Source organism: Acinetobacter sp. ABJ_C1_1, from assembly GCF_044684115.1.
Classification (GTDB): Bacteria; Pseudomonadota; Gammaproteobacteria; order Pseudomonadales; family Moraxellaceae; genus Acinetobacter; species Acinetobacter nosocomialis_A.
This window is the reverse complement of sequence record NZ_JBITPU010000001.1, coordinates 725,390-747,515: the sequence shown is the minus strand read 5'-3', so window position 1 is coordinate 747,515 and position 22,126 is coordinate 725,390. Positions and strand designations below refer to the sequence as shown.

Sequence of the window (22,126 nt, the reverse complement as noted above, 5' to 3'; positions counted from 1 at the left end):
GCTTTAATTTTGCCCCTAAAATGATAATGACAAGATTTTGAATGTTTAAAATTATTCTATTGGGGTGGATCGGCGGTATTGCATTAATGGGTATTAATTTACCTTTAATTATGCAATATGGAGAAGTAGCTAAAGTTCTACTTTTACTTGCCTTTATTTTTTATCTTTTTAGACGCTCAGTATTCGTTGGCCGACCACTTTTAAAGGCTATTTATTGCCTGCTATGTACAACAAGTCTGTTTATTGTCGGGTATCAATATGCCGAGAATACGCTGATCGAACGCTTACAACAAAGAGAAACGGATTCAAAAAATTTAGATATTATTGTTTATATAAAGCAAATCAGTGAAGAAAAAGACAATAAAGTTCAACAAACTGCACAAGTATTAAACTTATCAAAAGAACCAGTAAATTGGCTATTGTATTTAAAAAATAATAATCAGGGTGTGTTGAAGGGCAGTCAAGAACTTGAATTAGGCCATTACTATCGACTATCTGGAAAAACAAAACCTGCTCATAGTTATGCCACAGCAGGAGCTTTTGATCAGGAAAGGTGGTTTGTTCAGCGAAATATCATGTCTGGTTTTATTGTTCAGCATATTGAGCTTTTAAGCCTTGATGAAATATATCGATTGGGATATCAACAGCATTTAAGAGAACAGCAGTCCTTTTTTAATAGATTTCATTTAAATATAGAAAAGCTTCGCTTAACTTTTAGGCACCTATTACACAATTCTTCATTACAGCAAAAGGGCCTACTTTTAGCTTTGCTGACTGGTGATGAAAGTCTTTTATCAGATGAAACTCAACTACAATTTAAACAATTAGGAATTGCTCACTTATTGGCAATTTCGGGTCCACATGTACTTATTTTTGCCATTATGTTGTCTTGGGTATGTCATCAACTCATTTGTCGTTATTACCCTCAAATTTATTTATGGAAACCGAAACAGGTTTTGATGGCTGTGCCATGCTGCTTCGGTGTTTTAATTTATACAGCTTTTGTGGGGTTTGAAATTCCTGCACTACGGACATTGTTGTCAGTCTTTATATTTATTTCTTTCCTAGTATTAAAACAACCCCTTAAACCATTTGCATTACTGGTATATAGCGCAAGTCTACTGTTGCTAATGGACCCGTTTAGTGTCCTTTCTGCAGGTTTTTGGCTGTCTTATGGGGCATGCTTTATTTTATTAAGAATTTACCAAACTATAGTGCAATTACCTGAGCAACATTTTTTAAGTCTGAGTTCAAAACTGATTTTTATGAGTAAGGTGTTAATTGAGTCTCAAGGCAAAATATTTATTGCATTGAGTCCTTTAACCTTACTGTTCTTTCAACAAATTTCTTGGGTTGCTCCATTAACCAATATTATTGCTGTGCCTATTATTGGTGGTGTTATTGTCCCTTTAAATATCATGGCTGCTTGCGCATGGTTTGTAGTAAAACCATTTGGAAATATGCTTTTTCATTTCAATGATATTTTACTCAGTATCTTACTGAGTTGTTTGGACTTATTAGAAAAACTCTCTTTACCATTACAGGGTATAAGCTTGACGCCACTGGCTCTATTTGCAGTTAGTTTAGGTATTCTTATTTTATTTTTGCCTAAAGGAGCCTTGCCAAAAACGTGGGGATTACTCTGTTGCTTACCTCTCATTATAGTGAATAAAACGAACCAGCAAACTCAGCTTCATATTTTAGATGTTGGACAGGGACAGGCTATTTTCTTACAACATCCTGAACAAAACTGGCTAATTGATACAGGCGGCTCTTACGATGAAAAGATATTTAGTATTGGTCAAAATGTTGTAGTCCCATTTTTACGCCAACAAGGTGTAAAACAGTTAGATCGTGTTGTGTTGTCTCATCTTGACCAAGATCATAGTGGGGCTTTTCCTGCCATTCAGCAGGAGATTCCTGTAAAGCAGGTTCTCTCAAATGAGCAATCTTCAAATACTCTCAAGCAGTCATTTCAATATTGCTATCAAGGTCAACAATGGCAATATCCTGAGTTAGACATTCAAGTTTTATGGCCTAAAGAAAAAGATTTAGTTTTTGTACCTTCTCAACAGAATCAATATTCTTGCGTTGTCTATATCCACTTTAAAGGAGTCAGTGGTTACCAAAATTTTCTGATTATGGGAGACGCGGGATGGGAGGCAGAATACGAATTGTTAAAAGACTATCCAAGCTTAAAAGTAGATGTTTTGGTATTAGGGCATCATGGAAGCAAACACAGTTCGGCTTATGATTTTCTAGCAACCCTAAAACCAAAACTGGCAATTGCATCGGCAGGGTTTGATAACCGTTATGGCCATCCTAGCCAAGAGGTTATCAATCGTTTAAAAGCCCTTCATATCCCACTTAAAAGTACAGTAGAGCAAGGGGAGTTAAGTTTTGTTCTGGAAAACCACAAAATGGTTTTACATGACCGACGTTTTGAGCGGATCTGGTTGCGTAGAGTTCCCTAAAGCTTCAGCTTTGAGTCTATTCACAGTTTTAATCGCTTCCGAAGGGTCAACATTATAAATATTATCTAAAGCTGGGTTTGCTTTAAAGCGTTTATAGCTCCAGTGATAGTGTTCTGGATATTTTTGGATGAGCTGCTCAATTGCTTGATGGATGACATAAGTGCCATCGTCAGCAGAGCCTTCATAGATTTTCTCATCCATAGGTTCAATATGCATGGTAAACCCGTCATTTTCATTACGGATCGCATACAGAAATAAAGCTTTTGCTTTAGTTTTTTGGATGAGCTTGGCACTTAAATTACTTGAAGCAAGTGGAACACCAAAATAATTCACCATATCTCCACCTACATTCGGAGTATGATCCGGCAAAATTACTGTAGTTTCACCTTGTTTAAGTGCTTTAAAAATTTGTCTTACGCCAGTTTCATCGGTCGGGACGAGATTCGCCTGTTCACGGCTGCGAGCTTCTCGTACAAAACGGTCAGCATCGTCATTTTTGACTGGTTTATATAAAATGGTCATTGATGTGAATTGGGCACACCATGCATTCATCACTTCCCATGTACCAAAATGAGGAACAATGAGTACAACACCTTTCTTCGCTGCTAAAGCATCATGAAAGTATTGTTCGCCTTCTATACAATGAATTCGAGCAATATTTTCTTGGTTCGATGAACCCCAAATACTTAAAAACTCAAAATATGAGGTTAATTCATTACGTATAGCCTTTTCTGTAATTGCTATACGTTGTTGTGGTGTTAAGTGAGGTAGGGCAATTCTTAAGTTAAGTTCTATACTTTTTGAGGTTTTAGTAATTTTTAAAGTATTTACAAGACCAGCCAATAGACGAGCAATAGAGCGCCCAAATTGAATAGGTAGTCGGCTAAATGTTTTGAGTAATTGATAGTTCATGCTTTTTGAATCTGGTCTAGTCATCTATAGCAGTAAGGTAAGGAGGGAACAACAAATAAAAAAGACAAAAATATTATAAATGAAATCATATTATTTAGACAGTTTTTATCAAATCAACGTATATAATGACATCATTTCGATTGATTTGGATTGGAATTTTATGTCCGATTGGCCACCAAAACCACAAAATGAACCTATAACCCCTAAACAGAACGGACCAGAATGGCAAATCCTTGAGAAAGCTGTAATGGCTTCTGTAGAAGAACAACGCCGTAGTCGTCGCTGGGGTATATTCTTTAAAACACTTACTTTTATTTATCTATTATTTATTGTTGTGTTAATGGGCAAGGGTTGCTCAACCAGCAAAGAAGGCTCAGCAGCAAGTAGTAGCAGTGCTCATCTGGCTGTAGTTGATATTGTTGGAACCATTGATGCTTCAAGTAATCAAGCAGTAAATAGTGAAGATACGAATAAAGCGCTTAAACGTGCTTTTGAAGCTTCAAATAGTAAAGCAATTGCACTTAATATTAATTCTCCTGGCGGTTCTCCTGTTCAGTCGGATGAAATTTGGCAAGAAATTCGCTATTTGAAAAAAGAACATCCTGACAAGAAAGTCTATGCAGTAATTGGTGATATGGGTGCTTCTGGTGCTTATTATATTGCTTCTGCTGCTGATGAAATTATTGTGAATCCATCAAGTTTGGTCGGTTCAATTGGTGTCATTATGCCGAACTATGGCATTACTGGTTTAGCTCAAAAACTCGGAATTGAAGACCGTACTTTGACAGCGGGCACCAATAAAGACATTTTAAGTATGACAAAACCGATTAATCCTGTACAAAGAGAACATATTCAGTCTGTACTCGATAATGTCCATACTCATTTTATTAATGCAGTTAAAGAAGGACGCGGGAAACGCTTAAAATCGAATGACCCTGCTATTTTCTCTGGTCTTTTCTGGACTGGTGAACAAGCAATTCAGTTAGGTGTTGCTGACCGTTCAGGTAACATTACGAGCTTGATGCGTGAACTGAAGCTTGATAATAAAGTTGACTACACGATTGAACGTAACCCACTACAATCTATTCTCGGTCGAATGGGAGCAGAAATGGGTAAAGGTTTGAGTGAGTCAGTTGCTCAACGTTTAGAAATGAGCCAAGACGCCAAGCTACAATAATTTAAATCAGGATAACGGTATGTCAGTAAAACCGGTTATACACTTTGCGCATGCCAACGGTGTGCCATCTATGGTGTATCAAAAATTGTTTGATCAATTAAAAGATGAGTATGACATCATTTATGTTCCACTCATTGGTCCTGACAAACGTTATCCAATTACCGATCATTGGCCTTTTTTAGTTGATCAGGTGATTGATAGTATTGTACGTCAAGCTAAAGGGAGAAAGGTGATTGGACTTGGGCATTCGCTGGGATCAGTTTTAACCTTAATGGCATCTTTTAAACGCCCTGAGCTTTTTTCACAAGTGATAATGTTAGATCCACCTCTTATTTTGGGTAGATACTCTTTTGCTTTTCATATGGCAAAACTGTTTAAACCCAAGATAGTTGATGACATGACACCTGCAGGTTTATCTGCACGTCGTCGTGAACATTGGGAGTCACGTGAGCAAGCGGCTTCTTTGTTACGTCCAAAAGGTTTTTATAAAGACTTTGATGAAGACTGCTTTCAAGCTTATATTGATTATGCTTTGAAAGAAGATTCGGTACGTGGCGGCGTAACTCTCACTATTTCTCGTGAAGATGAAGTTGCGATTTTCCGTAAAAATCCTTCTTGGTGGTGGCTACCTATGCCAAAACCAAAAATGCCTGTACATTTAGTTGTAGGAAAAGAAAGTGCCTTCTTAAAAAGAGGTTTCCCTCAAATGGCAAAGCGTAAAATGGGAATTCCATTTAGTGTCGTTGAAGGAGGGCATATGTTCCCTCTAGAGCATCCGATTGAGACAGTGAATTATATTAAGAAGCTTATTCATAGCAATTCACACTAATAAGACTTTCATTAAAAAAGGACATGCATGCATGTCCTTTTTTAATTGACGTTGAGCAAAGCTTTTACCAAGATGCAAAACGTATAGGGTGTTCAAGAATTTGATTACGGAAATAGGCTTGTCCATCTTTCCATGTCAGTTGGCCATTACATAACCACTCTGCAACTTGAGGATAAATGAAATGCTCAAGTTTATGTACACGTTCTGCCAAAGAGGCAACATTGTCATGTTCTTTGACTTCAATCGCAGATTGAGCAATTGCTTGACCAGCATCAAGTTCAGAAGTTACAAAGTGAACTGTACAACCATGCAATCGATCACCTGTATTTAATACACGCTGATGTGTATTAACACCTTTATAAGCAGGTAATAATGAAGGGTGGATGTTGAGCATTTTACCTTGCCATTTATCGACAAAGTTTGCAGTTAAAATACGCATGAAGCCAGCTAAGATAACGATGTCAGCTTGCCACGTCATAAGTTGCTGATGCATCGCTTCATCAAAATCGGCACGACTAGGAAAGTCTTTATGCGAGATTACCGCTGTTGCGATATTGGCATTTTGAGCACGCTCTAGAGCATAAGCATCGGCTTTATTGGACAATACACCTACAATTTGCCCTGATAGATTTGCATCTATCAAGGCCTGTAAGTTACTGCCGTTCCCAGAGACTAGAACAGCAATTTTCATCATTCAAAGATCACACGAATTTTTTCGTCTGCACCTTCCACTGATTCAGCATTTTCTTGGATATGTCCGATTTTCCAAGCTTTTTCACCTTGAGCATTAAGCACTTCAATTGCTTTTTCTGCATCATTTGCGTCAACTGCAATCACCATACCTACACCACAGTTAAAGGTGCGGTACATTTCAAAACGTTCTACATTGCCTTCACGTTGTAGAAGTTTGAATAATTCTGGCCATTCCCAAGAAGCTTCATTAATTACAGCTTGAGCACCATTTGGTAATACACGTGGTAAGTTACCTGGTAAACCGCCACCAGTGATGTGTGCCATAGCATGTACATCAACTTGTTTGCAAAGCTCAAGAACTGGTTTTACATAAATACGTGTTGGTTCCATTGCAACATCTGCAAGAGGGCGACCATCAACCACTTGAGTTAAGTCTACATTCTTAACATCTAAGATTTTACGAAGTAATGAATAACCATTTGAGTGAGCACCGCTTGATGCAACACCAATAAGTACATCACCAGATTTTACTTTAGAGCCATCAATAATTTTGCTTTGCTCAACAACACCTACGGCAAAACCAGCAAGATCGTAATCTTCGCCTTCATACATGCCAGGCATTTCAGCTGTTTCACCACCTACAAGTGCACAACCTGCAAGTTCACAACCTTTACCGATACCAGTAACTACATTAGCAGCTACGTCTACGTTTAAGTGACCAGTAGCATAGTAATCGAGGAAGAATAATGGTTCTGCACCACAAACCAAAAGATCGTTAACACACATCGCGACAAGGTCTTGGCCGATTGTGTCATGACGATTAAGGTTAAGAGCTAAACGTAATTTAGTACCTACGCCGTCAGTTCCAGAAACCAAAACAGGTTCTTCGTAACCTTTAGGGATTTTGCATAGTGCACCAAAGCCACCAAGTCCGCCCATTACTTCTGGACGAGTTGTACGTTTAGCGACTGACTTGATACGATCGACCAGTGCGTCGCCCGCTTCAATGTCAACACCCGCATCTTTGTAGCTTAAACCGGTATTTGGGGTAGAAGTTGAGTTGCTCATAAATGAAGTCTCCGCATTGGCGGCAGATTATAACCTGAATATACGAAACTCTTATGTTATTTATGCTCGAAAATGCTATCTTTAATAAAAATATTTTTCCATTTATAACGATTAAATCAAAAAAGGCTATATTTTATGCAAGATCGTATACTGCGCCGTATTTTCTTACTCGCAGGTATTGTATTGCTGGTATGGGTATTATACTTGCTCAAGCCTGTGGTCATTCCATTTCTTGGTGCTTTTTTCCTGGCTTATTTATTTAGTCCACTGGTCGATGTTCTAGTAAAAATTAAGCTACCTCGGTGGTTGGCAATTAGCATTGTTTTTATCGGTATCGGTGTAACTTTAACTGTTGCGTTATGGTATTTGGTTCCACTTATCTGGAAACAACTTGTTTATGCACGAGATAGTATACCGGCGGGAATTCATTGGATTAATGCAGAGCTATTACCGTGGATTTCTTCAACATTCCATGTTCAGCAAATGGAAATTGATACCGATCAAATGTCCAAAGCGGTCATGGATTATGTTCAGACCAATTACAGTGCCGATAGTATTCAAGCTGTTTTATTAAAGCTTGCACAATCAGGTCTGAATTTTATTCAGATTGGTGGAACAATCGTTTTAATTCCGATTATTGCTTTCTATTTCTTGCTCGATTGGGACCGTATGTTACTGAACTTACGTCGTCTCATTCCACGACCATATGAAGAGACTACTTTACAAATCGTTCGTGAGTGCCATAGCGTTTTAGGAGCATTTGTTAAAGGTCAGTTCCTCGTTATGCTTTTGCTCGGCGTAGTCTATGCCGTAGGTTTACAGTTAATTGGGCTAGAGGTCGGGCTTATTATTGGGATGGTGGCTGGCCTTGCCAGTATTATTCCTTATTTAGGATTTGCTGTTGGTATTATTGCAGCTGTTATTGCGAGTTTATTCCAGTTTGGACTGGACTGGACCCACTTACTACTCGTTGGTGTGGTTTTTATGATTGGTCAAGCAGTAGAAGGCTATATTCTACAACCCTTCCTACTCGGTGATAAAATTGGTCTTTCGCCTGTTGCGGTTGTATTTGCTGTATTGGCAGGCGCACAACTTGCTGGTTTCTTAGGAATGCTCATCGCATTACCAGTGGCTGCCGTCATTGTTGTACTCTTAAAACATCTAAGAGATAACTACGAAAAAAGTAGTCTTTATGGCGCGTATTCGGAATTATTTGTACAAGAGGGTAATATTCAGCAAATTCATGTAAAAACTGGAAATACTAAACTTGATCTTGAAGTTAAAACACAGCAAGATACAGATACACCGAATCTTTCAGATCAGAAATAATTTCAAGGCCAATTCATTATATGCGTCAACTCCAACTGGATATAGAACCTCAACTTGATGCCCGAATCAGTGATTTTTCGGGACCAGGTTGGGGGCATGTAGTCGATGCAGTGCGTCAACTACATGCAGGTCTAGTAAATAGATTTTATATCTATGGAGGTGCAGGAACAGGTAAGAGTCATTTGCTTTCGGCAATTTGTGATTCTTATTTGGAAGTGGGTAAGTCTGCAATTAAAGTTTCTTTGCTAGAACTTCTTGATGCTCCCATAGAGGCAATTACCTGTTTAGAGCACTATGACTTAGTTGCTTTAGATGACATTGAATCTATTAGTGGTGTGCCGCACTGGCAAAAAGCGGTGTTTCATTTAATGAATAACCATGAAGGGCAACTTGTATTTTCTTCACGTGTTGCACCGATTGAATTGAAACTGGAGCTGCCAGACTTACAGTCACGTCTTACTCAAGCAGTCAGTGTAAAAGTGCCAAGTGGAAGTTTATATGCGGACCGCTATGCTCTAGTCACTTCTGTTATGGCGCGACGTGGTATCCATTTCGATCAGCAGATTGTAGATTATTTACTTTTACATGGACCTCATCAGGCTTCTGTATTGTTGCAGACCGTAGCTCAACTAGAGAAACTTCTTAAAGGTGAGAAGACTAAGCTTTCAAATGCAACTTTAAGACAGATCTATGCTTTGATTGATGAATACCAACAATAAATACTTTTTATATTTTGTCTTTTTTGTTGGTTAGGCTAAGTTCGATTTTCTAATGTAAAAATAAAATAAGAACTATTAAATACTTATTCTTTAAGCCTTAGAGTGAAATGTTAAATTTTTTCATAAGTAAAATTTCCATATATCAATAGATGTTTAATTGTCCAAATATTTATAAAGCTACTTATCTAAAATGACGCTATAGACCGATCAAAACATCTTGAGAAATTCTGATTCCTGTGACAAAGTACGCACAAAGGATGCGTTTGCAAAAGTGGAAACTTTGCAATATTGACAAAGAAAAATGAAAAAAATAGGTAAGGAGAAGGGTATGCTCAAACGGAGCATTGCTTTTGCATTATTGGCTGCTGCTGGGCACGCTTATTCTGCTGATATTCAAGTCACAAGCTTAGTTGATGAAGATAAAGATGATACGGTATGTACGCTACGAGAAGCTGTACAGTTTCTAAATTATCGTGGTTCATCTAATGCAGCTGATGTAGAAAAATATGCAAATGGTTACCATGGCTGTGGAAATAAAGATGCTTCATCAAATATTATTTTACAGCGTGATAAAGAATATGCATTAAATACCCGAATAACGATTACAGCTCCTCTTACAATTAGTACAGCAAAAAATGATTCTACTTTAGTAGACGATCAACCAGGTTCGCATAACGCGACAATAAAAATGGTGGGTACAGATCAGCTATTTAAGATTGATGATGAGAATGTTGAAAAAGCATCTTTTTCTGTTTCTTTAAGCGATCTTAATTTACAAGGTGCAGGTCCTAACACGACAGCATTAGAAGGCGGGTTGATTTATAACCATGAACAATTAATTATTCGAAATTCACGTTTGATAAATGGTTATGCAACACGAGGTGGTGCAATTTATAACGCAGGTAATTTATCTAATACGACAAATACTGCTGGTGCAGTTACGCTTATCAATAATTTAATTCAGAATAATAAAGCAGCTCAAGGTGGCGTTCTATATAGTGAAATGCCGCTCTATTTTATTACTCAATCTGTAATACGTGATAATGAAGTTACAACGGCAGATAATGCTTTACTTTATACACAAACTAAATTTGCCGATGAAAGTACGGGAGGATATTTAACTTCCAGAGCAATTGGTATAAGTAATAGTACAATTTTTCATAATAAAGGTGGTTTTATTGCGAACATCCGAGACGGAATGTTTGTTAATAACATTACAATGATTAAAAATGATAAAGGGCTATTTCTTGATGCTCCACAAAGTAATGCCTCAGTTTCAAATAGTATATTAGTAGGAAATACTGTTAATTGTCAGGTAAGTACGACTGACAAGGCCGTCATACAAAGTAATTTAGTTACAGCAGAATGTAATCGTAATGCTACTGCAAAGCTCCCTAATATTCTTTATCCCGCGAGTGAGAAGCTGATTGCGGGTGATAGTGATGAAGGTGTATGTGATGTAACCTCTCTGACTGGATTATTATGCCCTTACAATACGCCAAAAGATAGTTTTCTCGGTTTCTTTAGACCACGTTTACTTGAAAGTTATCAAAGTTTATCTGATTCATTAATCATAAATAAAGGACGTCTTTATAGTGATGGTTCTTCAATAGGTTTAGCAAGCTGTGAAAGATATGATCAACGTGGTAAAAATCGTAGTGGTTACGATGAACTTTGTGATTTAGGTGCAATTGAATATATTTTAGATAACCAAATTGCTCCAGTTGGCCAAGATATTAAATATGGTCAAGTTGCAAAATTTAGTATTTTAGGCTCTTTGAGTGAAGCAGATTTGGTCACTCCTGCTACATGTAAACGTTTATTTGGTGACCGTCCTGATGGTAAAGAATGGCAACCTGGATGTCTTAAAGTTATACAAAGTACTGATACACCAATTTCTAAAGGTACTGTTACTTTAGATCAGAATGGAAATGTTGTTTACACACCAAATGGAAATTGGCATGGTGCAGACATTTTTAAAATTCAAGTTGTTACGAGTGTATCAAGATTTAATGATGGTTCAGATTTCCAATATATTACTATTCCTGCAACTGTAGTCCAAGAACCTGTATCTGGCATCGAAGATAAGTCTGTGAGCACAGGTGGAGGGGGAAGTGTTGGTAGTGGATTAATTTTAGGGTTATTTGGATTAATTGCATTACGCCGTTTCAAGTCATAATCAGGGATGAGGACTATGAAGAATTATAAAAAAGCACTAGGTGTGATTGCTGTTATCGCAGCAATGCCTTTAATGGCTCAAACCACAATAAAAGTTACAACATTTGATGATGAAGATAATGAGAACATGAATGCATGTTCTTTACGTGAAGCTATTACAGCAGCAGAAATGCGAAAATCTTATGGAGGATGTGAAGTTCCCGCAATTGATAAGAATTATACAATTCAACTCGAAGCTGGTACTTATACTTTAAATAAAGAGTTAACTCCTAAAGTTGCTTTAAATATCATTGGTAAAGAGGCAACAGATTGGGAGCGAAAAGGGGTCTTAACTAATGACTATCCAGCTCAAAAACCGCTTCAAACCCATATAAATGCTGGTGGAAAATCACGTATCTTTAATACAGCTGTTTCCCAACAACCTTTAGCGTTGACTAATATCATTTTAGAAAATGGCAAAAGTACTGAACAAGGTGGTGCAATTTATGCTGGTGCGGATATAACTCTAAAAAATAGCCAGATTCTAAATTCGCAAGCTCCTAAAGGCGGAGCAATTTATCTTGGAGGAAGTAATTCTAGTTTAACGATGAATCACTCCTTGATCCAAGGCAATGGTAAGTCTTCTATTGAAGGTAGTATTCTTGCAATGAGTTGTATGTTTAATAACACATACAGCGCACGTACTTTATCGCTTGACTCAAATAGCTTTATAGATAATGGGGGAACAGATTCTATAAGTACTTTTGACTTTTGTGGTAGCCCTACAGCGACTTTTACAAATAATACAATTGCGAAAAATATAGCCAGCCTTACTAATGGTAGTATTCTTAAATTTACTGGAGATGCTGATCCATCACAGAATCAAACTAGTAATTTAAGCTCATCTAGTAGTTTAGCATTGCAAAACAATACAATAGTTGAGAACTCTGCAAATACAACTTTCCTATATGATAAATTAGGAAAAAAAGACTTAGATTTTAATATATTAGCATTTAATACTGGTACTTACGCATGTCGATACTTATTAGGAGCGGCGACAGCAGAAAAAGATACTGGATTAAATTTGAAATTTAATGCATTAAACTTAACAGGTAATAGTCCAAAATGTGATGTACCTACAGAATTAATTCCTACAGGCAATACAAATATTGATATAAAAAATGAAGTCTTTAGTACTTTATTAGAGCCTTTAAAAGAAGCTAATGAGAATAATGGTTTTTTACCAATTTATTACCCTAAAAATAATTTCTCAGCAACAGATTTGATCGATGTAGATACGGAAAATAAGGGTACATGTCAAAATCAAGACCAACGTGGATTATCTAGATTAGTAAGTAATACGTATTATTATCAATCGCTAGGAAATATTAAAAATAGTTGTGATATTGGTTCAATTGAATTAATGAAGCTTACAGCAGGTGACTTAGAAGGTTTAGGCAATATCTCATTTACGACTTTATTAGATACTTTTCAGAAAAGTTACGATTTGTATGATGGTTTGCTAAAAGATCCAACTACACCATCAAATTTTATTGTTTATTATAAAGTTCGTTTAGCTGAATTTAAGGATTTACTTGATAAATTTAAGAATGATACTGCTCATGTAAATACAAAATATCGAGCTATCTATATAGATTTAAAAAACTATGGTTTTCCACTGCCAAGTGAAGACGCGAATCATGTATTAAAGTTTTTTAATACGACTGATTATAGTGTTAAAGCAGAACCGCTAGGCGTTGGACAGAAAGTAGAAGATTTAACATCTGATACTGAGACTAAGAAAAATCAGCGGTGTGAGTGGAATCCGACAGTACAGCAAATTCTCTTTTATCGTGTTGATGATGATGTTACTTCAAATACAACATATGAATTTTGTAAATATACAATTACCACTAAGACTGGGGAGGAACTGAGTAGCGGGTTGATTAAAGCGAAATTTGCAAATATTGCCCCTGTTTCAGGAGATGGTACGATAAGCTTTAAATACTTAGCTAATGAAATTATTCCACTAAATTTACTTAAATATGCAAATGATGATGGTGATGGACCCGTTAATACACTTAGTACTAAACCTAATAAACCTTCATTTTGGGTAAATGATCAAGGTGCTGAGCTACCAATTTACTTACCGAGTAAAACATCAAAAGATGGAATTTTTACGGTAATCAAAGCTGATCGGGAAGGTCCATGTCCAGGCAAAGATAGTAAAAATACGTGTTATGGTGGCAACATCTATATTCAAGCAAAAAATGTATTTAATACTTTCAATGATACATTGACTTACTATGTTTATGACGCAGATGGAACCATTTCAGCCAAAGCGGGAACAATTAACTTAGTAAGCACAGCAACTACAACCGATGATTCTAGAAGTGGTGGCGGTGGAGGAAGTATCGGAATCTTCTCTCTTACATCACTGCTAGGTTTGATTGCTTATAGACGTTATCGTAAGTAAAAGCAAAATAAAAAAGCCTCCATCGGAGGCTTTTTTATTTGTTATTAGATGTTTAAATAGCACATTGTTAAAAAGTGATTTTTTAGTGCTCTAAATATTTATTGATATATTCTTCGCGTATAGCAGTTCTTTCATCAGCACTTGCTTTTAACATACGCTGACGTAAATCATTACGCTCTTGTGTACTCATTTTTTGCCAAGCTTCGCGCATTTTTTGCTTTTCTGCATCTGGAAGTTGGTTGAACCAATCCATGCGTTGTTGCAAGTTAGCGCTTTGGTTTGGTGGCAATTCTTTTAAACTTTGATAACGTTTAATTACTGCTCGTTGCTCTTCTTCAGATAGAGCATTCCAAGTATCGTCTACTTGAGTATTGGCATCTTTAGAAAAAATCCAAAAGCGTTCAAAACCCGCAAAACTGGTTTGCAGGAAACTTAATGAACAAAGGATAAGTGCTAACTTTTTAGCTACCATGTTGAACTTTATCCTCACCCAACACCATCAGCATTTCTAAATCTTCCACCATTTGTGGAGATAATTTAGGATTTACAACAACTTGATTTTGTGGCTTATCCATCATATCTACCGAATTTGGTAAAATAACAAAACCAGTAATCGCTGCAGCAAGTGCAAAACCAGTCATTTTCCAGACACTATAAAAAGAGGCTGGTTTTTGTTGGATATGGTCAAGCACATGATTCATCACCACTGTTTTATTTTTATGGTGATGGGCTAAACTATCGAGTTTAGACGTCACCTTTTTAGTGAAATCATCATGATTCATTAGAACCTCCCATGGGATTTAAATGCGCTAAGTACTCTCTAAGTCCCTGAATTGCTCGATGATAATGGGTTTTTACACTACCTTCAGTGCAGTTCATAATTTGTGCTGTAGTATGGGTGTCGAAACCTTCCCACGCACGTAACATGAAAGCTTGTTGTTGACGAACAGGTAGTTTTGCAATCGCTTCCTGAATCTCTTCTATGGTCACTGCTTGATCTAGAAAATCTGCTGGATTGATTGCTTTTTCATCGACAATATCAATGATTTCTTCATCATCATTGTCTAGACTAACTTTTTTGAAGAATGAAAATGGGTTTGCTCGACGTGCTTCTTTGCGGCGCCAATCCTGAAGTTTGTTGTTTAGAATCGTATAAAACAGCGGATACCATTCTTCAGTACTTCGATCGGCGTAAGACTTGTGTAAAGCAATAAATGCTTCTTGAACCAAGTCCATGGCAATGCCTTGTTGACCTTGGGTAGCACTCTCCATCATCACCAAAGCACGACCAGTAACATCTTGCATAAAAACCTTTAGGCGTTGCTCAGCCGTGCTGGCATGAACACTAGATGCTTCCGATCGAGACTTTTTCGGTGCTAAATCCATGGAGATGGAAAATCCTGTCATTGGACGTACCCACCTTATCTTCAATATATCTCTTATATAACGTTGAAAAGAGGTGGGAGGTTGACAACAATCGGCTATTTTTTAGTAGTGTAAATGATTTTTTTCACAAATATGAGCGATGTAAAATAAATTAACGTTTTATTGGCGCTGGCGAACCATCTCAAAAAAACAAATAGATCCTGCAATGGCTACATTTAATGACTCTTGACCACCTGGTTGCGGTATTGTCACGGATTGTGCGTGTTCTAAAGCATAATCACTTGCGCCTTGTCCTTCATTACCTAAAATCCAAACACATGGCTTTGAAAGGTCTTTTGAATAAAGACTGGTCGAGCGATGAGAACTTGTAACGAAAACAGGAATATCGAATTTAGGAAGAATATCGGTCAATTGGAAGTTTTCAAAACAATGTAAGCTGAAATGAGCCCCCATACCTGCTCTTAAAACGCGTGGCGACCAAAGAGAAGCAGAGCCTTGCGTACAAATAATTTGTTTAATATTTGCCGCGGCTGCTGAACGTAATAATGTACCTACGTTACCTGGGTCTTGTACATTCTCTAGAATTAACGTATCTACGTTATAGTCAATCGTTAACGTAGTTTTAGGCAGATCAATAATAGCTAAGCAAGGAAGGGTATTACCTAAAGTACTTAAGTCTTTATATAAAACTTCACTGATAATAAAGACATGACCCTGATGGAGCTCAATTATTTTCTTTAAATCGGGATGTTCTAAGGCTTGTTCAGTTGTAAACAAAGAAAAGAGTTTTTTCTGTTGTTGTAACCAAGCTAGGCAAAGGTGAGTACCTTCAAGAACTGTTTGCTGATGCTTTTTTCGGGCGCTATTGAGTTCAATTAAACCACGCAAATGTTTAATTTTTGCATTGTCTTTTGATTCTAAAAAAATAACCGCCATAAGGATATATCCAAAAGGGCGTCATCATACTATATGACGCCCTCTATAATTTAATTATTAATGATAGCTTGTTACGCGTTCAACTTCGTTTTTAGAACCGATAATTACCGGAACACGTTGGTGAAGCTCTGTTGGTTCAATATCTAAAATACGAACACGGCCTGTAGTTGATGCGCCGCCTGCTTGTTCAATGAGCATACTCATTGGATTAGCTTCATACATTAAACGTAAACGACCAGCTTTTTTCGGGTCTTTTAGATCATATGGATAAAGGAAAATACCACCACGGCATAAAATACGGTGAATATCGCCCACCATACATGCAACCCAACGCATATTGAAATCTTTTTCACGTACAGATGTTTTACCTGCAAGTAACTCTTCAATATATTGTTTTACTGGTTGTTCCCAATGACGCTGGTTAGATGCGTTAATAGCAAACTCTTGAGTATCTGCTGATACTTGAACATTCTCTGTAGTAAGTAAGAATGTTTGAGTTTCTGGGTCTAAAGTAAAGAACGCTACACCATTTCCAACGGTTAAAGCCATCATTGTTGATGGGCCATATAACACATAACCAGCAGCAACCTGTTGAGTACCTGCTTGCATGAAATCTTGTGCTTGTGTTACTGCATTTTTTGCAGGAAGAATCGAGAAGATTGTTCCTACGCACATGTTGATATCAATGTTACTTGAACCATCTAATGGGTCGAATAATACTAAGTATTCGCCGTTTTCTTGCGCAGGTGTAAAGTCATCAAGTTCCTCAGATGCAAGACCACCAACATGAGGATGAACTTTTAACGCATCAATTAAATAATCATTAGAAATCACATCAAGTTTTTTCTGTGTTTCACCTTGAACATTTTCATTACCTGCACTACCTAAAATTCCAGCCAAAGCACCTTTTTGTAGGGCTTGGTCAATGGTTTTACAAGTCGTAGCAATCGTGTCGATGACTTGGGCCAACTCAGGTGTAAGGTTCCCTTTTTCTTGTTGTAAAAATTGGGACAATGTGAGGTTGGACATAAAAAAACGCTCCTGTGCGCAAGCATCAAAATGAGTCAAATAAATACGTGGCATATTCTAGATGAGAATGCCGGAAAATAAAAATTATCTTACTTTATTTGTGTTGCATTTATGCTTACAAGCCTCATTTTACATGGTATGTTGTTTGCATAGCAAAGGAATGTATATTTAGGAGAATCGAAATGACAACTAAGAAGTTTGATGCGACCCCCACGGCAGGCGAACCAATCAATTTAGAAGAAATTTCGAAAGAAAGTGTTCAGGAAGCTTGGAAAGACTATGAAGCAAAACCTGAATATAAAGCTTTTAATAAGCATGATTTGATTGAGTCGATGCAACATTCAGAAGAAGAGGAAAACAAATCCTCTTAAATTAAGAATCAAAAAATAAACGCCCATATGTGGGCGTTTATTTTTTGGAGTGTCTTATTTTAATAGAGGAGGAACCGCTTCATAGTTAATTTCAACACGGCGGTTTTCTTTCCAAGCTGATTCGTCATGGCCTGGGTTAACAGGAGCTTCTTTACCATAACTTACAGCTTCAAGTTGCTGTGGATTTACACCATTTGTGATGAGATAACTTTGAACTGCTTTTGCACGACGTTCACCTAAAGCCATGTTGTACTCACGTGTACCACGTTCATCTGTATGACCTGTCAATGCAACTTTTGAATTTGCATTTGCCATGAGGAACTGAGCATGGGCTTGAAGTGTTTGATAATCTTCAGCAGATAAATCACTACTGTCGTAATCGAAGTGAACAACACGTTTAGCTAAAGCAGCTTTATTTGCTTCAGTTACACCTTTTGATGAAGCACCTGCCAAATTTTGGGCATTTAATGCAGCATCTTCACTTAAACCGGTTGTGTTTACTGTACTTGGGTTTGTAGTACCAGTAGTTGCCGTTGTTGCAGGCTTACGGCTCGCACAACCTGTCATGACAAGCGCTACACTAAGTAGAGGAAGGGCCAAATATTTGATTGATTTCATCATCATCTCCATCAATGGAATAAAAAGTTATTTAGGTGCCCAGGCTGGTTCACGTACTTCACCTTGTTCACTCGGTAAATTCATACGGAAACGACCATCAGTGGACATGATAGACAGTAAACCACGGTTCCCTTCACGAGTTGCGTAAACCACCATTTGCCCATTTGGTGAGAAACTTGGTGATTCATCTAAACTCGTTGGAGTAAGAATATTGACAATGCCTGTATTAATATCTTGGATAGCAACTTTATAGTTACTGCCACTTGGTCGATGCACTAGTGCAATTTTTTTGCCATCTGCACTTAAAGTACCACGAGCATTAAATGACCCTTTAAATGTTAAGCGTTTTACTGAGCCATCTCCAAAATCATAGCGATAAATTTGAGGAGAGCCTCCACGGTCAGATGTAAAAATAAAAGCTTTCCCATCTGGTGTGTAACGTGCTTCTGTATCAATGCCAGAGTCATTTGTCATACGTTTGACTTGGCGAGTTGATAAATCCATTTGATAAATTTCAGGGTTACCATTCATCGATGCTGTAAATAGCATTGATTTGCCATCTGGTGAAAAGCTTGGCGCACCATTTAAGCCTTTAAAGCTGGTAAGTACTTCACGTGTTCCAGTAGATAGATCTTGTAAGTAAATTGCTGGGCGTTTAGTTTCGAAAGAAACATAAGCAATTTTTTTAGCGTCAGGAGTCCATGCTGGAGACAGAATTGGGTCGCGTGAAGAGAGAACAGTTTTGGGTTGCTCACCATCTGTATCGGCAATCTGTAAAGTATAACGTTCCGCAGGAGTTGCCGGGTTACGTAATACATAAGCGATACGACCGCTAAAATCGCCTGCAATACCAGTTAATGCTTGATAAATAGCGTCACTAACCATATGTCCAGCTTGACGGATGCGTGAAGCAGGAACATTCAACAACTCATTGAGAAGATATTGCTGTTTTTGTACATCATAAAGTTGGTAATGGACTTCAAACCCATCAGCTGTTTGCTTAATTTGCCCAGTAACAACATATGGAATACCAGCTGCTTGCCAATCAGATGCTTGAATTTGATTAATGGCAGCATTTGCAGGTAAGTTTTTCGATGAACTTGTAAAACGTCCTGAACGGTTTAAGTCAGTTTCAACAATTGGATAAAGTCCATTGTCATTATTAAAAGGAACAATAGCGATTTTAGGCGCCTGATCAGGTGCTTTTGCAATTTCTAAATGTAGTTGAGCAAAGGCAGCTGTCGGTGCAAGAGGACTTAATGCTGTAAGCAGCGTTAAGGCTAAAAGGTGTTTGCGGCTCGTTTTCATAGGTTTAAAGTCATTGAAGGCATTTTTGTGACTGTGGATTTTGTAACATAGTTACATGCCTTAAACTATTTAAAGCATGTAACAAGATACTTATTTTGCAGTAAATGTTGAACTGAATGATCTTGCTTCGCGTCGAGCATCAGGATCAGATGGCATAGGGTAAGGTGCAGCAGAACGAATCGCTGCTTCGACACTGGCTTTAACATCTGGGTTGCTAGAGCTAACAATAACTGATAATACAGCTCCACTATCGCTAAGAGTGACACGCGCAGTTGCTTTTTGACCTGATGTTCCTGCTGGAATATCCCAAGCATTTCTAATTTTCTGCTCAAAATCACGCTTCGCTGAAGATGCAATTTTTTTGGCTTCACCCTTTTTCTGAGCAGCTTCTTCCTGTGCTTTTTTAGCAGATGCAGCTTTTGCTTCGGCCTCTGCTTCAGCTTTACGTCTTGCATCTTCAGCAGCTTTTTGCTGTTTCGCTTTTGCGTCAGCATCAGCTTTACGCTTAACATCCTCAGCCGCTTTCTGCTTTTGGGCCTTTGCATCAGCTTCAGCTTTACGCTTGGCATCCTCAGCTGCTTTTTGATGTTTGGCTTTTGCATCAGCCTCAGCTTTACGCTTAGCATCCTCAGTCGCTTTCTGCTTTTGAGCCTTTGCATCAGCTTCAGCTTTACGCTTGGTATCTTCAGCTGCTTTTTGATGTTTAGCTTTTGCATCAGCCTCAGCTTTACGCTTAGCATCTTCAGCTGCTTTCAGCTGTTTAACTTTCGCATCCTCAGCAGCTTTGCGTTTAGCATCTTCGTTTGCTTTACGAGCTTCATGTTTGGCTTTTGCTTCAGCTTCAGCTTTACGTTTTGCTTCTTGCTGTGCCTGAAGTTTTGCATTTTCAGCTTCACGTTTCAGTTTTGCATCAGCCTCAGCTTTACGTTTAGCAGCTTCTTCAGCTTTGCGAGCCTCACTTTGTTCATGTTTGTTTTTTGCTTCAGCTTCAACTTTTGCAGCTTTTGCCTCAGCTTGACGCTTAGCCTCAGTCTGTTGTTTTTGAGCTTCCTCCAAACGTTGCTGTTCCGCAGCTTGTTTCGCTTTAGCAGCTTCTTCAGCTTTACGTTTTTCCTCAGCTAATTTTGCTTGCTGTGCCTGCTCAGCTTTTTGCTTTTGGGCAACCAGATGTTGTGCTGTTGGCGGAGGAGGTGATGGTATTGCTGGAAGATTTTGAGGAACATTTTCATCCACAATCGGGCTTAGAACTTCTTCTGCCTGATTTTCTGCAGTAGTTTGTTGCTCAACTTCTTTTGCTAAAGGTGGTGGTAAATCTTCTGGCTTAACTAAAATAGTAGTCAGCTTTTTTGGCTGTTCAGGTGGTTTACTCAAGCCTAAAAAAAGCAAGCCGACAATGGCAATTGCATGAACTCCAAGTGTGAAGCCCAATGCAATCGCATTTTGTTTAAAAGGAGGCTTTTGATTTTTGTTCATAGCTTATTTTAAAGGCTCTGTCAGAAGGCCAACTTGAGTTAAACCTGCTTCTTGTAAACTTGCCATCAATGATACGACTTCACCGTAAGGGCGCGACTTATCACCATTCACTAAAACCGTAAGTTGTTTGTTTTCCTGCTCAGCTTGTTTTTGTGCTTCACTTAAAATAGATTCAAGCTTTTCACGAGAAAGTGGCTCGTTGTCTTTATAATCTTGATATTGAAGATAAATATTGCCATCTTTACCAATCGTTACCATGGCTGGCATATCTTTGGATTCAATTGGACGATTATTTGCCTGAGGTAAATCGACTTTGATACCGCTAGTAATCATGGGCGCAGTCACCATGAAAATAACCAAAAGTACTAGCATTACATCGATATAAGGCACGACGTTCATGTCACTTTTTAATGGTTTTTTTATGCGCTCAAAGCGCCCTGAACGTTGAATGGCCATTATGCATCTTCCTGTGATGAACCCACAGATTGACGTTGCAATAAAGCAATCATCTCTTCGGCAAATAGTGCGCGGTCAGAGTAGACGCTTTCGCTTTTAGCCGTAAAGTGGTTAAAAGCTAATACCGCAGGAATTGCAGCAAATAAACCAATTGCAGTTGCAATAAGTGCTTCAGCAATACCTGGTGCAACCGTCGCTAATGTGACTTGATCAACGGCAGCCAAGCCAATAAAAGCATTCATGATTCCCCAAACAGTACCGAATAAACCGATATATGGGGCAACAGAACCAATACTTGCTAGAGTGCCTAGACCATATTCAAGAGTACCCTGATCACGACTTAAACCGACACGTAAAATACGCTCGGTGCCTTCAATCGTTTGAGAAGTAGATGCTTGACGTTTTTTAAGTTTAAAGAACTCACTCAATCCTTGATAAAAAATATCTTCAAGGCCTGAACGTTTTGAGTTGAGTTGTGCATTGTTATAGAGGGTATTAAGTTCAGCACCAGACCAGAACATTTTTTGGAAATGTTCATCGCCTTGACGTGCTTTTTTATAACCCATATGTAACTTGGCAATGAGGTACCAACTAAAGATTGATGCTAACAATAAAATCAGCATGACCAATTGGACGACTGGACTTGCTTGTAAGATAAGGTCAGAAATATGTAGGGTTGATTCAATGTTTGTTGCCATAGTTACATATGCCGGTT

General features: G+C 38.0%; 21 protein-coding genes. 8 read left to right on the top strand and 13 right to left on the bottom strand.

Annotation, left to right across the window (positions count from 1 at the left end):
* The first annotated feature begins 41 nt into the window (after positions 1–41).
* The gene (locus tag ACG59Z_RS03630) at positions 42–2,474 is read left to right on the top strand and encodes a DNA internalization-related competence protein ComEC/Rec2 (RefSeq protein ID WP_400197960.1); all 2,433 of its coding nucleotides are present in this window, start codon (positions 42–44) and stop codon (positions 2,472–2,474) included.
* Here ACG59Z_RS03630 and ACG59Z_RS03625 read toward each other — a convergent pair.
* Complete coding sequence (locus tag ACG59Z_RS03625; protein ID WP_400197959.1) at positions 2,427–3,410, bottom strand: lysophospholipid acyltransferase family protein; 984 nt, start codon at positions 3,408–3,410, stop codon at positions 2,427–2,429. The two genes, ACG59Z_RS03630 and ACG59Z_RS03625, sit on opposite strands and share 48 nt — an antisense overlap.
* A gap of 136 nt (positions 3,411–3,546) precedes the next feature.
* On the opposite strand from ACG59Z_RS03625, the gene sppA reads away from it, so the two are divergent.
* Together sppA and ACG59Z_RS03615 are read left to right on the top strand one after the other, a co-directional pair.
* On the top strand, positions 3,547–4,563 hold the full coding sequence (sppA, locus tag ACG59Z_RS03620; RefSeq protein WP_284118850.1) for a signal peptide peptidase SppA: 1,017 nt from the start codon (positions 3,547–3,549) through the stop codon (positions 4,561–4,563).
* Positions 4,564–4,582: 19 nt separating this feature from the next.
* The gene (locus ACG59Z_RS03615) at positions 4,583–5,392 is read left to right on the top strand and encodes an alpha/beta hydrolase (protein WP_311069444.1); all 810 of its coding nucleotides are present in this window, start codon (positions 4,583–4,585) and stop codon (positions 5,390–5,392) included.
* A 64-nt stretch (positions 5,393–5,456) separates the two neighbouring features.
* Here ACG59Z_RS03615 and purN read toward each other — a convergent pair whose 3' ends face one another.
* Together purN and purM are read right to left on the bottom strand one after the other, a co-directional pair.
* Positions 5,457–6,086, bottom strand: a complete 630-nt coding sequence (gene purN, locus ACG59Z_RS03610) for a phosphoribosylglycinamide formyltransferase (RefSeq protein ID WP_400197958.1) — start codon at positions 6,084–6,086, stop codon at positions 5,457–5,459.
* A complete protein-coding gene (purM, locus tag ACG59Z_RS03605) occupies positions 6,083–7,153 on the bottom strand; it encodes a phosphoribosylformylglycinamidine cyclo-ligase (protein ID WP_191001246.1) in 1,071 nt (356 codons plus the stop codon). The genes purN and purM overlap by 4 nt, the downstream gene beginning before the upstream one ends.
* A 135-nt stretch (positions 7,154–7,288) precedes the next feature.
* Between purM and cxpE the strand changes: the two genes are divergently transcribed.
* From cxpE to ACG59Z_RS03585, 4 genes are all read left to right on the top strand, one after another.
* On the top strand, positions 7,289–8,482 hold the full coding sequence (gene cxpE, locus ACG59Z_RS03600; protein WP_400197957.1) for a chloramphenicol efflux transporter CxpE: 1,194 nt from the start codon (positions 7,289–7,291) through the stop codon (positions 8,480–8,482).
* A 20-nt stretch (positions 8,483–8,502) separates the two neighbouring features.
* Positions 8,503–9,201: a DnaA regulatory inactivator Hda gene (gene hda / locus ACG59Z_RS03595; RefSeq protein ID WP_001249536.1), complete on the top strand. Its 699-nt coding sequence runs from the start codon at positions 8,503–8,505 to the stop codon at positions 9,199–9,201.
* A 328-nt stretch (positions 9,202–9,529) separates the two neighbouring features.
* Complete coding sequence (gene rbtA, locus ACG59Z_RS03590; protein ID WP_400197956.1) at positions 9,530–11,380, top strand: rhombotarget A; 1,851 nt, start codon at positions 9,530–9,532, stop codon at positions 11,378–11,380.
* A gap of 15 nt (positions 11,381–11,395) precedes the next feature.
* Entirely contained in the window at positions 11,396–13,834 is a 2,439-nt protein-coding gene (locus tag ACG59Z_RS03585; protein ID WP_400197955.1) for a CSLREA domain-containing protein, read from the top strand.
* An 82-nt stretch (positions 13,835–13,916) separates the two neighbouring features.
* Here the strand turns inward: ACG59Z_RS03585 and ACG59Z_RS03580 are convergent, their stop codons facing one another.
* From ACG59Z_RS03580 to ACG59Z_RS03560, 5 genes are all read right to left on the bottom strand, one after another.
* Complete coding sequence (locus tag ACG59Z_RS03580; protein WP_022575263.1) at positions 13,917–14,306, bottom strand: DUF3106 domain-containing protein; 390 nt, start codon at positions 14,304–14,306, stop codon at positions 13,917–13,919.
* A complete protein-coding gene (locus tag ACG59Z_RS03575; protein ID WP_002052599.1) occupies positions 14,296–14,616 on the bottom strand; it encodes a hypothetical protein in 321 nt (106 codons plus the stop codon). Before ACG59Z_RS03575 ends, ACG59Z_RS03580 begins: the two co-directional genes overlap by 11 nt.
* Positions 14,606–15,220, bottom strand: a complete 615-nt coding sequence (locus ACG59Z_RS03570; RefSeq protein ID WP_000362317.1) for an RNA polymerase sigma factor — start codon at positions 15,218–15,220, stop codon at positions 14,606–14,608. The genes ACG59Z_RS03575 and ACG59Z_RS03570 overlap by 11 nt, the downstream gene beginning before the upstream one ends.
* Positions 15,221–15,379: 159 nt before the next feature.
* Positions 15,380–16,156 carry a TrmH family RNA methyltransferase gene (locus tag ACG59Z_RS03565; RefSeq protein WP_396462412.1) on the bottom strand — a complete coding sequence of 259 codons (777 nt, stop codon included), beginning with the start codon at positions 16,154–16,156 and terminating at the stop codon, positions 15,380–15,382.
* A gap of 57 nt (positions 16,157–16,213) precedes the next feature.
* On the bottom strand, positions 16,214–17,185 hold the full coding sequence (locus tag ACG59Z_RS03560) for a class 1 fructose-bisphosphatase (RefSeq protein WP_263614382.1): 972 nt from the start codon (positions 17,183–17,185) through the stop codon (positions 16,214–16,216).
* 182 nt (positions 17,186–17,367) lie between these two features.
* Here ACG59Z_RS03560 and ACG59Z_RS03555 point away from each other — a divergent pair, with 182 nt between their 5' ends.
* On the top strand, positions 17,368–17,556 hold the full coding sequence (locus ACG59Z_RS03555) for an NF038105 family protein (protein WP_002052586.1): 189 nt from the start codon (positions 17,368–17,370) through the stop codon (positions 17,554–17,556).
* Between the two features lie 54 nt (positions 17,557–17,610).
* On the opposite strand, the gene pal is transcribed toward ACG59Z_RS03555, so the two are convergent.
* The 5 genes from pal to tolQ form a co-directional block, all read right to left on the bottom strand.
* Positions 17,611–18,174 (bottom strand): peptidoglycan-associated lipoprotein Pal, encoded by a 564-nt coding sequence (pal, locus tag ACG59Z_RS03550; protein ID WP_263614381.1) that lies wholly within the window; start codon positions 18,172–18,174, stop codon positions 17,611–17,613.
* 27 nt (positions 18,175–18,201) lie between these two features.
* Positions 18,202–19,482 (bottom strand): Tol-Pal system beta propeller repeat protein TolB, encoded by a 1,281-nt coding sequence (gene tolB, locus ACG59Z_RS03545; RefSeq protein WP_263614380.1) that lies wholly within the window; start codon positions 19,480–19,482, stop codon positions 18,202–18,204.
* Positions 19,483–19,572: 90 nt separating this feature from the next.
* A complete protein-coding gene (gene tolA, locus ACG59Z_RS03540) occupies positions 19,573–20,955 on the bottom strand; it encodes a cell envelope integrity protein TolA (protein WP_400197954.1) in 1,383 nt (460 codons plus the stop codon).
* Between the two features lie 3 nt (positions 20,956–20,958).
* Positions 20,959–21,411 carry a protein TolR gene (gene tolR, locus ACG59Z_RS03535; protein ID WP_400197953.1) on the bottom strand — a complete coding sequence of 151 codons (453 nt, stop codon included), beginning with the start codon at positions 21,409–21,411 and terminating at the stop codon, positions 20,959–20,961.
* Entirely contained in the window at positions 21,411–22,109 is a 699-nt protein-coding gene (gene tolQ, locus ACG59Z_RS03530) for a protein TolQ (RefSeq protein ID WP_311069436.1), read from the bottom strand. The genes tolR and tolQ overlap by 1 nt, the downstream gene beginning before the upstream one ends.
* Positions 22,110–22,126: the final 17 nt, after the last annotated feature.

Coding starts and splice junctions, on each gene's coding strand:
- ACG59Z_RS03630 (WP_400197960.1), top strand. CDS start 42: ATGTTTAAAATTATTCTATTGGGGTGGATCGGCGGTATTGCATTAATG.
- ACG59Z_RS03625 (WP_400197959.1), bottom strand. CDS start 3,410: ATGACTAGACCAGATTCAAAAAGCATGAACTATCAATTACTCAAAACA.
- sppA (WP_284118850.1), top strand. CDS start 3,547: ATGTCCGATTGGCCACCAAAACCACAAAATGAACCTATAACCCCTAAA.
- ACG59Z_RS03615 (WP_311069444.1), top strand. CDS start 4,583: ATGTCAGTAAAACCGGTTATACACTTTGCGCATGCCAACGGTGTGCCA.
- purN (WP_400197958.1), bottom strand. CDS start 6,086: ATGATGAAAATTGCTGTTCTAGTCTCTGGGAACGGCAGTAACTTACAG.
- purM (WP_191001246.1), bottom strand. CDS start 7,153: ATGAGCAACTCAACTTCTACCCCAAATACCGGTTTAAGCTACAAAGAT.
- cxpE (WP_400197957.1), top strand. CDS start 7,289: ATGCAAGATCGTATACTGCGCCGTATTTTCTTACTCGCAGGTATTGTA.
- hda (WP_001249536.1), top strand. CDS start 8,503: ATGCGTCAACTCCAACTGGATATAGAACCTCAACTTGATGCCCGAATC.
- rbtA (WP_400197956.1), top strand. CDS start 9,530: ATGCTCAAACGGAGCATTGCTTTTGCATTATTGGCTGCTGCTGGGCAC.
- ACG59Z_RS03585 (WP_400197955.1), top strand. CDS start 11,396: ATGAAGAATTATAAAAAAGCACTAGGTGTGATTGCTGTTATCGCAGCA.
- ACG59Z_RS03580 (WP_022575263.1), bottom strand. CDS start 14,306: ATGGTAGCTAAAAAGTTAGCACTTATCCTTTGTTCATTAAGTTTCCTG.
- ACG59Z_RS03575 (WP_002052599.1), bottom strand. CDS start 14,616: ATGAATCATGATGATTTCACTAAAAAGGTGACGTCTAAACTCGATAGT.
- ACG59Z_RS03570 (WP_000362317.1), bottom strand. CDS start 15,220: ATGGATTTAGCACCGAAAAAGTCTCGATCGGAAGCATCTAGTGTTCAT.
- ACG59Z_RS03565 (WP_396462412.1), bottom strand. CDS start 16,156: ATGGCGGTTATTTTTTTAGAATCAAAAGACAATGCAAAAATTAAACAT.
- ACG59Z_RS03560 (WP_263614382.1), bottom strand. CDS start 17,185: ATGTCCAACCTCACATTGTCCCAATTTTTACAACAAGAAAAAGGGAAC.
- ACG59Z_RS03555 (WP_002052586.1), top strand. CDS start 17,368: ATGACAACTAAGAAGTTTGATGCGACCCCCACGGCAGGCGAACCAATC.
- pal (WP_263614381.1), bottom strand. CDS start 18,174: ATGAAATCAATCAAATATTTGGCCCTTCCTCTACTTAGTGTAGCGCTT.
- tolB (WP_263614380.1), bottom strand. CDS start 19,482: ATGAAAACGAGCCGCAAACACCTTTTAGCCTTAACGCTGCTTACAGCA.
- tolA (WP_400197954.1), bottom strand. CDS start 20,955: ATGAACAAAAATCAAAAGCCTCCTTTTAAACAAAATGCGATTGCATTG.
- tolR (WP_400197953.1), bottom strand. CDS start 21,411: ATGGCCATTCAACGTTCAGGGCGCTTTGAGCGCATAAAAAAACCATTA.
- tolQ (WP_311069436.1), bottom strand. CDS start 22,109: ATGGCAACAAACATTGAATCAACCCTACATATTTCTGACCTTATCTTA.